The following is a 12,714-nucleotide window of genomic DNA, read 5'->3' on the forward strand; positions in this document are numbered from 1 at the left end:
AGTGACTATACCGGATCGCGAAGCTGACTTCTGGGACCAGGTGGTCGAGCGATCGGCTGCCGACGAGCAAGCGTTGCGGATTTTAGCCAACGATCTTTGCGATCCGGCTGTTCCATGGTTCAAGGACCTTGATCTCGACCGGTTCGTGGAAGCGGTTTTCGCCCACATCGATCCGAAGCCCGGGATGCGCATCCTGGACCTGGGATGCGGCAAGGGATTTTTGTCGGTCGCGCTCGCGCATCGTGGTGCGGTCGTGGAGGGGGTCGACATCTCGCCGCGCTCCATCGGTTACAGCATCCGGCGCGCCGAGACATCCGGCGTTTCCGATCGAACCACCTTCACCGTAATGGACTGCAAGAGCCTGACCTTCGAAGATGAGAGCTTCGACGCTGTCTGCGGAGGATTTGTCCTCCATCATCTGGACCTGGAAAATGCAGCACAAACCGTCGGGCGCGTTCTCAAGCCGGGCGGCAAGGCCGCTTTCATCGAGACGATGGGTCTCAACCCGCTTCTCATGCTCGCACGCGCGACGCTTCCGGGGCGGCTGAGCATACAGAAGGAATCCAGCGACGACGAATATCCCCTCGACCGTGCGCGGCTTGCGAAACTGCAGGCCAGTTTCCCCGGCCATGTAGGGACGTCCTTTCCCCAGGTCGTATTTCTGCGGATGGGTGGGTATCTACCGTTCCTGGACAATCGCTGGGGCATTGGCCTCATGACGGGACTGGATCACCTGATCGCGCGTGCACCCGCGCTCGGCCCGTTGAGCTACTACGGTATCGTCACGATGGATCGCGGGAGCGTGCCGGAATGCTGATCCCGGATGCCGAAACAGAATGCGGTCGGAAAAGCGGCCGGGCTTGCGTAATATGTGCTGCCGACGGCACACCGCTCGATATCGTTTGCATCGCGACATCGAATTGGGGGGTCGTGAAGTCCAATCCCGACTATACCATCCTCGGCCTGGCCGAGCGCGGTCACAGGGTGCTGGTGGTTGAGCCGTTCGAATCCGTTTCATCGGTTTTTCGGATGGCGCGCATCCAAAGCCGTGGGGTTGGTGGGGAATGGGGCTTGCGGCCTGTGGCGGACGGAATCTGGGCATATCGGCCGAGACCCTTCGCAATGCCCGGCCAGTCGCGAACCCCTGTCGCCGCTCATCTCAGCGGGCGCCTGCTCGCGGTTCTCGCAAGACGTGAGGCTCGGCGGCTCGGCTTTCGCAAGATCTGCCTCTGGACCTTCATGTACAATTCCGGGGCGCTGCTGGAGGCCTTTCCGGCCGAACTCAAGATCTATGAAAACGGCGACGACGACGCAGCCCTTGCCAGCACAGATGCGCAGAGACGGACGGTGCGCCAGCTGGATGCGGAAACCTGCCGCGCATCGGACCTCGTCTTTGCCGTTACCGAGGAGCTGTGCGCACCTCGCCGAAAAAGCAATCCCGCGACGTTTGAGGTCAACTGCGCCGCCGACGTCGGTTTCTTTGGCTCCGCCCTGAACCCGGCCACGCCCGTGCCGGGATCGATCGCCCAGTTGCCGAAGCCGGTGATCGGCTATGTCGGCGGCCTCGATCCGTGGAAGATCGACGTCCCGCTACTCGTCGCCATGGCAAGGCTGCGTCCGGCATGGTCGATCGTGCTCGTCGGCTATGTCTGGTTCGGCTTCGACCGCTCGGTGTTCAACGACGTGCCCAACATCCATGTCCTCGGTCCGCAGGCCTATGCCGACCTGCCAGGCTTCATGAAGGGTATGGACGTCGGCATCATGCCGTTTCCCCTCAACGACATCACGCGCAACGGCGATGCGCTGAAGTGCTACGAATATCTCTCCGCCGGACTGCCCGTCGTCGGTCGCGACGTCCCCGTCGCCAGGCGCTTTTCCGGCCTTGTCGCCATCGCGAATACGCCGGACGCCTTCGTCGCCGCCTGCGAATACGTGCTTGCCGACGCGACGATGAGCCCGGCCGGTCGCCATGAGGCGATGCTGGCCCACGACTGGTCGCGCCGTATCGAGCAAAAGATCGAGATCATAAGCGAGTTCATGCGATGACGGCTGTCGACGTATCGATACTGATCATCAGCCATGGCCACGGCGCACTGGTGCACGATTGCCTGTCTTCGATCGACGCAGGAATGGCCGGCCTGACCTACGAGGTTGTTCTGGTCGACAATCTGAACGAGCCCGACTTCCTGACAAAGGTCGGGGGAAGCCGGCCGGAAATGACGGTCGTGCAGAACGCCGAACGGATGGGTTTCGGTGCAAACGTCAACAAGGCTGCGCGCATTGCGGACGGGCGCGTCCTGCTTATCCTCAATCCCGACACGAAGTATCATGCCGGCCGTGTTGCCGATGCCGTACGATTCCTTGAGGATGACATAGCGATCGGCGTCGTGGCCGCGCGCCTTCTCAATGTCGATCTCACCGATCAGCGCAACTTCCGCTCCTTTCCATCGATGTGGATCGCCGTCTTGCGGGGCTTCGGAGCCGACGATTGGCAGCGACGGCCGGCATTCTATCGCCGGAGCCTGCTGGAGGGCGTTCCCCTCGACGGCCCCACGAAGGTCGACTGGGTCTATGGTTCCTTCATGCTCATCCGCAAGTCGGTGTTCGAAGCCTTCGGTGGCTTCGATGAGGGCTTCTACATGTACTACGAGGACGTGAACCTGTGCTTCCGGCTGCGGAAGGCGGGCCTGTCCACCTTCGTCTATCCTGACCTCGAGTTCGTCCACCACCATCTGCGCACGAGTTCGGAATCGGCGACCGGAAGCCATCGCAAGTACCACGTCAACAGCCTAGCGCGGTACTTATGGAAATCGAACGGGTTTCTCACCAGTCCCCGCATGCCTGGCGATGCAGGAACGCCGAGTAGACGTGCGGCGATGGCAGGCGGTGTGCCGGAAGCAGCGGCCAATCCGCTGGCGCTCGTCGTGTCACCGTCTTCGATGCGTCCGCTTGTGCAACTGGCCTTCCTGGCCGCCGTCGCGGGCAGCACCGTCATCGCGTCGGCATTGGCATGGAGCCTGGTCGTTGCAGGCGGCATGGCGGCCGGCGCGATGGACCATGTGACATGGCTGATCGCTGCCAGCTATATCGTCTGCATCGTCATCGCCGAATTCATGCTGAAGGAATTCGATCCGACGCGGTTGGGGGATGCCCATGCCCGCGTCATCGGTGTCGTCGAATCGAGCATCCTTGCCTCTTGCCCGGTGGCCTTGTTCGTCGTCGCATCCGGCAATCTGACCGATCGCAAGCATGAATTGTTTCTCATGATCCTGGTCGGCGTCGCAGTTCTGTTCAACGCGGCGACCGCCCTCGTTTTCGCCAGGCTGATTTCGTCGGAAGGCGCGCGGATCGGTCTGGTCGTCGACCGGGCAACGACTGCCCCCCCCAAGGCGCCCGAATTGCCGATCGGGCTCCAGATCGTCTCCATCATCATTCCGATGGGCGGGACGGACATGACGAGCGTTCGCAACAGAATTGCCGATGCGATCCGATCCGAGGCGATCGATCATCTCCTTCTTGTGACTGGCAGGACAAGCGGTGCGAACGCGCTCCAACTGGTGCATGACCTGTCGATGTTCGATATTCCGATGTGGCACGCCCAGGTCGGCGAAGACAACTCCGTCGACCTCGTCCAATTGAAGGCACAGTTGCGCAGTCGTACACGCGAAGGGCTCAAGCGCGGGTTCGACCTGCTCTTTTCCGTTACCGCCCTCGCCATCCTCTTCATCCCCATGCTTGTCATTGCCGCGGCGATCAAGCTGGAAGATTCAGGCCCAGTCTTCTTCGGCCAGCCGCGCCTGGGACGCAACCAGGTGCCGTTCATGATGCTGAAATTCCGGTCGATGTACGTGGCCCAGACAGACGTGCGCGGTGACCGGCTGACGGCCCGAGGGGACGCGCGCGTCACACGTGTGGGCGCATTCCTGCGGCGGACCTCGCTGGACGAACTACCTCAACTGATCAATGTGATTAACTGCGACATGTCGATCGTCGGACCGCGGCCACTGCCAATAGGCTTTCATTTCAAGGGCAAGCCGTTCGAACACATGATCCCGAACTGGCATCACCGCCACCGGGTCCGACCAGGCATCACCGGCCTCTCACAGCTGAAGGGACTGCGGGGCACGCCCGAAGAAATCTGCGAGGCCTGCGAAATGATGAAACTGCGGGCCAAGTACGACAATCACTACATCGATCACTGGTCGATCTGGATGGATTTCAGGATCCTTATCATGACCATCATCAGCGGCGCATTCATGTCCAGTGCCTATTGATGGAGTCAGTGGGGAACAGCGGCTTAATTCGAAGCTTTCGCGGCGCGGCTGCGGGCGTGCCGGGGTCGACCGACTGTCTGGCGCAACATCTGGTTTGCAGAAAATGACCGGACTGAGATATTCGCCCGATAGATGACGCTATCGGGAAAGCTTGCTAGTTTGGCTGGCACATTGTCTCTTAAATAGGCGATAGTCGCTTCATGCTGGCACCTACCTACGATCTCGCTCTGGTGTTCGCTTCCATCGCGGTCTCGATCATGGCCTCGTTCACGGGGCTCACGTTGACGCGTGGAATCAGTGCGCTGCCCGACTTCAGGCGGAAATTCATGATCGTCATGGCCGCGATGGCGCTGGGCGGCGGTATCTGGTCGATGCATTTTGTCGCCATGCTGGCCATGAACCTGCCGGTGCCGATCAGCTATGACGCGATCAACACGCTCGGCTCGGCGCTGATCGCCGTCCTGATGTGCGGGATCGCCTTCCTGATCATGCACTATGCCGGACGCGCCTGGATTCACACCGCGATTGCCGGCGCCATTCTGGGCAATGGCATCGTCGCCATGCACTATGTCGGCATGTCCGGCATCCGCGGTTGCCTGCCGAGCTTCGAGCCGCAGGGCGTGGTGCTCGCCATCTCCGGCGCGACGATCATGGGAATCCTGGCGCTGCGGATCTCCTATTCCAGGCGGACGACCGGCGGCATCTTCATCGGCGCCGTCATCTTCGGGCTGTCGGTGGTGCTCGTCCATTTCGTCGCCGTCGGCTGGACCGGGTTCCGGATTGGCGAAGCCACCGGCGACGTCGCGCCAATCATCGACAACGGCGTGCTGGCGCTGCTGGTGATGCTGTCGGCCTTCGTGATCTGCGGCACCTTCCTGCTGACGGCGACCAACTTCGTTCTGACCGGGGCGAAAGTGCCGGCCGCGACCATGACTGCGTCGCCCCCGGCCGTCCCCGCAACAGCGGTCGCTCCCAAATTCTTCAAGGCTGCGGCGGATGGTCATCTGCCGGAAAACAGCCGGCTGCCCTACGAGCGCGACAAGCGTATCCATTTCATCGAGCCGGCGAAGGTCGCCGCGATCCGGGCTGAGGGACATTACTCGATCATCTACACCGCCGACGAAAAGCTGTTCTGTCCGCTCTCCATATCGGCCGTCGAGAGGCGTCTCGATCCGCTGCATTTCGTCCGCACCCACCGCAGTTATCTCGTCAACATCGAGCAGGTCGCAGCCTTTGAGCGAGCCAAAGACAACGGCCGATGTCTTTTCGAGGGCGTCGCCGCCCTCAAGTCCGCTCCCGTCAGCCGTGCCTTCGTGCCACGCGTCCGGAACGCGCTGAGCATCTAGGTTCGCGACTGTTCTTGAGCGCCTTCGCGTTTCGTGCAGCTATTTCGCATTTCGTGCAGAACCGTTCGCGGCCAGGGCGATTGACGTTGCGGCAGGCCGAACGGGGTTCATCATTTCTTTTCAGAGGCGTGCCTGCCGGCGCGCTTCGTTTCTGGGAGGAAATCGATGATACCGGCACCCTTTGACTATCACCGCCCGGACACCGTGGAGGCGGCGGTGAAACTGATCGCCGATCTCGGCGACAGCGCCCGCGTAATCGCCGGCGGCCACAGCCTCATCCCCCTGATGAAGATGCGCATGACCGACATTGCGCATCTGGTGGACCTGCAGAAGATCGGCGCGCTGAAGGGCATCGCCATCGATGGTGGCACCGTGACGATCGGCGCGATGACCACGCAGCACGAACTGATCGGGAGCGCAGCACTCGGAAGCGCTGCGCCGATCATCCGCGAGGCGGCGCTGCAGATCGCCGATCCTCAGGTGCGCTACGTCGGCACGATCGGCGGCAATGTCGCAAACGGCGACCCCGGCAACGACATGCCTGGCGTCATGCAGTGTCTCGACGCCACCTACCACCTGCGGGGACCGGACGGCGAGCGCACGGTCAAGGCGCGGGATTTCTACGAGGCCGCCTATTTCACGGCCCGCGCGGACGACGAGATCCTGACAGCCGTGAGCTTCGAGGTGCCGGTAGGCGGCCAAGCCTATGTCAAACAGAAGCGCAAGACGGGCGACTACGCCACGGCCGCCGCCGCGGTCATCATCGCAAAATCGGGTGGCAACTGTTCCGCCGCATCGATCGCGATGACCAATCTTTCCGACACGCCCGTCTGGTGCGAGGCGGCTGGCGACGCCCTCGTCGGTTCCTCGCTCGGGGCGGCCGACATCGACAATGCGGTCGATGCGATGCAGGCGGTGATCAACCCTCAGGACGACAACAAGGGACCGGCGGCATTCAAGCGCCATGCAGCCGCCGTCATCCTGCGCCGCGCGATCGAACGCGCCACGTCGCGCGCCTGAAGGAGGTTTTCATGAGCAAGATGCACATCAAGCTGACGGTCAACGGAAAGCCCGTCGAGCTTCTGGCCGAGCCGCGCGAACTCCTGATCCACGTGCTGCGCGAAGAGCTTTCGATCACCGGACCACATATCGGCTGCGAGACCACCCATTGCGGTGCCTGCACCATCGACATGGACGGCAGGTCGATAAAATCCTGCACCGTCTTTGCCGCCCAGGCGAACGGCGCCAATGTCACCACGATCGAAGGCCTCGGCACCCCGGACGGGCTGCACGTGCTGCAGACGATGTTCAAGGAGCACCACGGCCTGCAATGCGGCTTCTGCACGCCGGGGATGATCACGCGCGCCTATCGCCTTCTGCAGGAGAACCCCGACCCGACCGAGGAGGAGGTCCGTTTCGGCATGTCCGGCAATCTCTGTCGCTGCACCGGATACCAAAACATCGTCAAGGCGATCCTCGCGGCGGCGGCCGAACTTAACGCGGTCAAGGAGGCGGCACAATGAACGAGATGACACCCCCGAAAACCGAGCGCACGGCGGCCCTGAAGGGTCTTGGAACCGCCCGCAAGCGCGTCGAGGATGCGCGTTTTACCCAGGGCAAGGGCAATTATGTCGACGACATCAAGCTGCCCGGCATGCTGTTCGGCGATTTCGTTCGCAGCCCCTATGCCCACGCCCGCATCAAGTCGATCGACGCTGAAAAGGCGAAGGCGCTTCCCGGCGTGATCGCGGTCTTGACCGCCGCCGATCTGGCGCCGCTGAAGCTGCACTGGATGCCGACGCTAGCCGGCGACGTGCAGATGGTGCTCGCCGACGGCAAGGTGCTGTTCCAGGGCCAGGAGGTTGCCTTCGTCGTGGCCGAGAACCGCTATATCGCGGCCGATGCGGTGGAACTGGTCGAGGTCGATTACGAGGAGCTTCCCGTCCTAGTCGATCCGTTCAAGGCGGAGGCGCCCGATGCGCCGGTGCTGCGCGAGGATCTGGCCGGCAAGTCGGAGGGTGCGCACGGGCCGCGCCGGCATCACAACCACATCTTCACCTGGGAACAGGGCGACAGGGACGCGACCGAGAAGGTGCTCGCCTCTGCCGACGTGGTGGCGGAAGAGATGGTCTACTACCATCGCACCCATCCCTGTCCGCTGGAGACCTGCGGCTGCGTCGCCTCGATGGACAAGGTGAACGGCAAGCTGACCGTCTGGGGCACGTTCCAGGCGCCGCATGCGGTGCGCACGGTTGCCTCGCTAATCTCGGGCATCGCCGAGCATAATATCCGTATCATCTCGCCCGACATCGGCGGCGGCTTCGGCAACAAGGTAGGCGTCTACCCCGGCTACATCTGCTCCATCGTCGCCTCCATCGTGACAGGCGTTCCGGTGAAGTGGGTCGAGGACCGCATGGAAAACCTGATGGCGACCGCCTTTGCCCGCGACTACTGGATGAAGGGCAGGATTTCAGCCACGAAGGATGGCAGGATCACCGGTCTCTGGTGCCATGTGACAGCAGATCACGGCGCCTTCGACGCCTGTGCCGACCCGACCAAGTTCCCGGCCGGCTTCTTCAATATCTGCACCGGCTCCTACGACATCCCGGTTGCCTATCTGGCCGTCGACGGCGTCTACACCAACAAGGCTCCGGGCGGGGTCGCCTATCGCTGCTCGTTCCGGGTGACGGAAGCGGCCTATTTCATCGAGCGGATGATCGAGGTGCTGGCGATCAAACTCGGCATGGACGCTGCCGAACTCAGGGCGAAGAACTTCATCCGCAAGGACCAGTTCCCCTATCACTCGGCGCTCGGCTGGGAATATGATTCCGGCGACTATCACACCGCCTGGGACAAGGCCCTGAAGGCCGTCGACTACGAAGGGCTTCGCAAGGAGCAGGCCCAAAGGCTCGAAGATTTCAAGGCGGGCAAGACCCGCAGGCTGATCGGTATCGGGCTCACGCACTTTACCGAAATCGTCGGCGCAGGCCCGGTCAAGAACTGCGACATCCTCGGGCTCGGCATGTTCGACAGTTGTGAGATCCGCATCCATCCGACGGGGTCGGCGATCGCAAGGCTCGGCACGATCAGCCAGGGCCAGGGCCATGCGACCACTTTTGCCCAGATACTCGCCTCCGAAATCGGGATTCCCGCCGACGATATCACGGTGGAGGAGGGTGACACGGATACGGCGCCCTACGGCCTCGGCACCTACGGCTCGCGCTCGACCCCTGTCGCAGGAGCTGCGACCGCCATGGCCGGCCGGAAGATTCGCGCCAAGGCGCAGATGATCGCCGCCTACCTGCTGGAGGTCCATGACGACGACGTCGAGTGGGACGTCGACCGCTTCGCGGTCAAGGGCGCGCCCGAGCGCTTCAAGACCATGAAGGAAATCGCGTTTGCCGCCTACAACCAGGCCATCCCGGGCATCGAGCCGGGCCTGGAGGCTGTGAGCTACTACGACCCGCCGAACATGACCTATCCCTTCGGCGCCTATATCTGCGTGATGGAGATCGACGTCGATACCGGCGAGCATGAGGTCCGGCAGTTCTACGCGCTGGACGACTGCGGCACCCGCATCAACCCGATGATCATCGAGGGCCAGGTGCACGGCGGCGCGACCGAGGGCTATGCCATCGCGATGGGCCAGGAGATGGCGTACGACGACATGGGCAATGTGAAGAACGCCACGCTGATGGACTTCTTCCTGCCGACCGCCTGGGAGACACCGCACTACACGACCGACTTCACCGTCACGCCTTCGCCGCATCACCCGATCGGCGCAAAGGGCGTGGGCGAGAGCCCGAATGTCGGATCGGTGCCGGCCTTCTCCAATGCGGTGCACGACGCGTTCCGGTCCTTCGGGCTGACGCAGACGCACATGCCCCATGATCACTGGCGGATCTGGAGGACGGCGCACGAACTCGGCCTGCACGGCTGAGGACGCGGGAGGGCGGGTCGGTACGAGGCCGGCCCGCCTTTTTGCCGGAAGGATACGATGAGCTGGAAGACGCTGAAGGACGATCTCGCAAATCATGGCTATGTCGCCTCCGACGACCTCGCCATGGCGTTGCACCTTGCCGTGACGATCGGCAAGCCGCTGCTGCTCGAAGGGGCGGCGGGCGTCGGCAAGACGCAACTTGCGAAGACGCTTGCCGAACTGTTCGACACGCGCCTCATCCGCCTGCAATGCTACGAGGGCCTGGACGCGGCCTCGGCGATCTATGAATGGAACTACCAGCGGCAGCTTCTCGCCATCCGGGCAGCGACCGAGAGTGGCGCTCCCGGCGAGAACATCGAGGACCGGATCTTCTCCGAGAAATACCTGCTCGCGCGGCCGCTGCTCGAAGCGATCCGGCAGGACAAGGCTCCGGTGCTCCTGCTCGACGAGGTGGACCGCGCGGACGAGGAGTTCGAGGCCTATCTGCTGGAGCTCCTGTCGGATTTCCAGGTGACGATCCCCGAACTTGGCACGATCACGGCACAGACCAGGCCGCATGTGATCCTCACGTCGAACGGCACGCGGGACCTCTCGGACGCGCTCCGCCGCCGCTGCCTCTATTCCTATGTCGACTATCCCGACCGCGCGACGGAACTGGCAATTCTCGCGAGCCACAAGCCGGGGCTCGAGGCGAGGCTCTGCGAACAGATCGTCGGCGTCGTGCAGGCGCTGCGCAGGGAGGATCTGGAAAAGAAGCCGGGCGTTGCCGAAATGCTGGATTGGGCCGCGGCGATTGCCGGCCTCGGCATCAACGATCTCGCCGCCGATCCTGTCGAGTTGCAGGCGACCCTCGTCTGCCTGCTGAAGACCCAGGCGGACCGCGCCGCCGTGCCGCTCGAGGTGCAGCAGCGTCTGGTCGGAAAGGCTGCCTGATGCGCGTGACCCGTTTTCCGGATCGCCAGACCATAACGGAGCGCATGGCCGGCTTCATGGCGCATCTGCGGCTGAACGGGCTGGACGCCGGCATGGCGCAGGGCGAGACCGCCCTTGCCGCGCTCGGTGCCATCGACGCGACGGATCGCGAGCAGGTCCGGCTGGCGCTGAAGTCGGTCTGCGCCCATGGGGCCGAAGGCTTTCGGGCCTTCGACGATCTCTTCGATTCATATTGGCTTTCCCATGGCCGGCGGCGCGAGAGGTCGGCCGGCATGCATGATGCCGAGCGCCGGCTACCCCGCGCGACCTCCAGCATCCGCGAAATGATGGAGAGCCGCACCGGCGGCGGCGTGCCGCACGTGCCAGACGCTGATGGCGAGGGCGAAAGCGAGGGGGACACCGGAAGACTGCTCGCCTCGCGCATCGAGGCTGTCCGCCGCTCCGATCTACGCGGTCTCACCACGCCGGAGGAACTGGCGGAGGCGGAAGCGGTTGCCCGGCAGATTGCCCGTTCGCTGCGGGACCGCCGGTCGCGGCGCCGCAAGGCCGCCCGCCGCGGCGCCCTGCTCGATCTGCGCCGCATTGCCCGCCGCTCTGTCGCCCATGGCGGCGATCCGGTGGAACTGCTGCGCCGGCGCCGGCCGGACCGGCCGGTCAACATCGTCGCCATCTGCGACGTCTCCGGCTCCATGACGGTCTATGCGCGCGTCTTTCTCGCCTTCCTGCAGGGGCTCGTCAGCGCCGACAGCCGCACCGATGCCTTCCTGCTGCACACGCGGCTGGTGCGGATTTCCGATGCCCTGCGCGACAGCGATACGCTTCGGGCAGTCGAGCGCCTGTCGCTGATGGCGACCGGCTTCGGCGGCGGCACGAAGATCGGCGCCAATCTCAAGGCGTTCAACGACCAGTACGCACGCGGCATGGTGACGGGCAGGACCGTGGTGCTGATCCTGTCCGACGGGTACGATACCGATCCGCCCGAACTGATCGGCGGCGAACTCGCCCGCCTAAAACGGCGGGGCTGCAAGGTCGTCTGGCTGAACCCGCTTAAGGGATGGAGCGGCTACGAGCCGGTGGCACGCGGCATGGCCGCGGCGTTGCCCCACCTCGATCTGTTCGCGGCAGCCAACACGCTGGATTCGCTCGCAGCACTCGAACCGCATCTCCAAAAGATGTGAGCGGAGGAGGCTCGCATGATGAGGAAACCGAACATCGACCAGATCGCGGACGAGCTGAAGCGTGCCGGCACGCCCTATGTCATGGCGACCGTGGTGCGCACCGTCGCGGCGACCGCCGCGAAGGCCGGCGCCAAGGCGGTGATCCTTGAGGACGGCACGATCGCCGAAGGCTGGATCGGCGGTGGCTGCGCCCGCGGCGCGGTGCTGCGGGCGGCGAAGGACGCGATCGCCGACGGCGAGCCGCGGCTCGTCTCCGTTCAGCCAGAGGATCTGCTCGCCGAACTTGGCGTCGCCCCGGGAGAGGTGCGCGACGGCATCCGCTTCGCCCGCAACATGTGCCCATCCAAGGGGAGCATGGACGTCTTCATCGAACCGGTGCTGCCGGTTCCGCGTCTCTACGTGATGGGTGCGAGCCCGGTGGGCGTGGCTCTTGCCGATCTCGCGCGGCGGTTCGGCTTTCACACGGTCGCCTGTGCGCCGGCGCCCGACCAGCAGGCCTTCCCCGAGGTCGACGACCGGATCGAAGGCTATCTCCTGCCGGCGGATGCGCCGGGCGAGCGCTATCTGGTGGTCGCGACGCAGGGGCGGGGCGACGAGGCGGCGCTGCGCGCAGCACTCGGCTCTCCCGCCGCCCATGTCGCCTTCGTCGGCAGCCGCGCGAAGGCGGCGGCGCTGAAGCAGGAACTCCGGTCGAGTGGCGTGAGCATGGAAGACCTCGATCGCGTGAAGGCGCCTGCGGGACTCGATATCGGTGCGGTGACGCCGGAGGAGATCGCGCTCTCCGTCGTCGCCGAACTCGTAGAGGTGCGACGCCGTGGCCATCAGCGGATGCTGAGGGCAGGGGCCGAGGCCAAGGGGGATGTCACCGGCAACGCGCCAGTCGAAGCCGGCGATGCCCCGGTGCCGGCTTCGCCCGCCCTCGCCGGCAGGCCCGGCCCATTGCGCCGGGTAGGGGCCTTTATTGGCGAGAGGATGCTTCGCGAGAAGGTGAAGCCGAGCGAAATCCCGGACGTTGCGAGCCAGCAGGACGAGGCCTTCTACCT

Annotated in this window: 9 protein-coding genes and 1 pseudogene; all 10 read left to right on the forward strand. The window is 64.1% G+C overall.

Features of this window, described 5'->3' with window-relative positions:
* Window position 1 precedes the first annotated feature (1 nt).
* Entirely contained in the window at window positions 2–817 is an 816-nt protein-coding gene (locus tag HV823_RS08895) for a methyltransferase domain-containing protein (RefSeq protein WP_176949354.1), read from the forward strand.
* Window positions 818–1,122: 305 nt separating this feature from the next.
* The gene (locus HV823_RS08900; RefSeq protein WP_176949355.1) at window positions 1,123–2,046 is read left to right on the forward strand and encodes a glycosyltransferase; all 924 of its coding nucleotides are present in this window, start codon (window positions 1,123–1,125) and stop codon (window positions 2,044–2,046) included.
* Entirely contained in the window at window positions 2,043–4,274 is a 2,232-nt protein-coding gene (locus HV823_RS08905; RefSeq protein ID WP_176949356.1) for a sugar transferase, read from the forward strand. The genes HV823_RS08900 and HV823_RS08905 overlap by 4 nt, the downstream gene beginning before the upstream one ends.
* Window positions 4,275–4,474: 200 nt before the next feature.
* A complete protein-coding gene (locus HV823_RS08910; RefSeq protein WP_176949357.1) occupies window positions 4,475–5,620 on the forward strand; it encodes an MHYT domain-containing protein in 1,146 nt (381 codons plus the stop codon).
* Between the two features lie 165 nt (window positions 5,621–5,785).
* Window positions 5,786–6,640, forward strand: coding sequence for an FAD binding domain-containing protein (locus HV823_RS08915; protein WP_176949358.1), 855 nt, complete (start codon window positions 5,786–5,788; stop codon window positions 6,638–6,640).
* 11 nt (window positions 6,641–6,651) lie between these two features.
* Window positions 6,652–7,143 (forward strand): (2Fe-2S)-binding protein, encoded by a 492-nt coding sequence (locus HV823_RS08920; protein WP_176949359.1) that lies wholly within the window; start codon window positions 6,652–6,654, stop codon window positions 7,141–7,143.
* Window positions 7,140–9,560, forward strand: a complete 2,421-nt coding sequence (locus HV823_RS08925; protein ID WP_176949360.1) for an aerobic carbon-monoxide dehydrogenase large subunit — start codon at window positions 7,140–7,142, stop codon at window positions 9,558–9,560. The genes HV823_RS08920 and HV823_RS08925 overlap by 4 nt, the downstream gene beginning before the upstream one ends.
* A gap of 57 nt (window positions 9,561–9,617) precedes the next feature.
* A complete protein-coding gene (locus HV823_RS08930) occupies window positions 9,618–10,493 on the forward strand; it encodes an AAA family ATPase (protein ID WP_176949361.1) in 876 nt (291 codons plus the stop codon).
* Window positions 10,493–11,671 carry a vWA domain-containing protein gene (locus HV823_RS08935; RefSeq protein ID WP_176949362.1) on the forward strand — a complete coding sequence of 393 codons (1,179 nt, stop codon included), beginning with the start codon at window positions 10,493–10,495 and terminating at the stop codon, window positions 11,669–11,671. The genes HV823_RS08930 and HV823_RS08935 overlap by 1 nt, the downstream gene beginning before the upstream one ends.
* Before the next feature lie 15 nt (window positions 11,672–11,686).
* A pseudogene (locus HV823_RS08940) lies at window positions 11,687–12,496 on the forward strand (XdhC family protein); the annotation flags it as partial.
* Window positions 12,497–12,714 lie beyond the last annotated feature (218 nt).

It is taken from the genome of Mycoplana rhizolycopersici (genome assembly GCF_013378445.1).
In the GTDB taxonomy this organism is placed as follows: Bacteria; Pseudomonadota; Alphaproteobacteria; order Rhizobiales; family Rhizobiaceae; genus Mycoplana; species Mycoplana rhizolycopersici.

Coding starts and splice junctions, on each gene's coding strand:
- HV823_RS08900 (WP_176949355.1), top strand. CDS start 1,123: ATGCCCGGCCAGTCGCGAACCCCTGTCGCCGCTCATCTCAGCGGGCGC.
- HV823_RS08905 (WP_176949356.1), top strand. CDS start 2,043: ATGACGGCTGTCGACGTATCGATACTGATCATCAGCCATGGCCACGGC.
- HV823_RS08910 (WP_176949357.1), top strand. CDS start 4,475: ATGCTGGCACCTACCTACGATCTCGCTCTGGTGTTCGCTTCCATCGCG.
- HV823_RS08915 (WP_176949358.1), top strand. CDS start 5,786: ATGATACCGGCACCCTTTGACTATCACCGCCCGGACACCGTGGAGGCG.
- HV823_RS08920 (WP_176949359.1), top strand. CDS start 6,652: ATGAGCAAGATGCACATCAAGCTGACGGTCAACGGAAAGCCCGTCGAG.
- HV823_RS08925 (WP_176949360.1), top strand. CDS start 7,140: ATGAACGAGATGACACCCCCGAAAACCGAGCGCACGGCGGCCCTGAAG.
- HV823_RS08930 (WP_176949361.1), top strand. CDS start 9,618: ATGAGCTGGAAGACGCTGAAGGACGATCTCGCAAATCATGGCTATGTC.
- HV823_RS08935 (WP_176949362.1), top strand. CDS start 10,493: ATGCGCGTGACCCGTTTTCCGGATCGCCAGACCATAACGGAGCGCATG.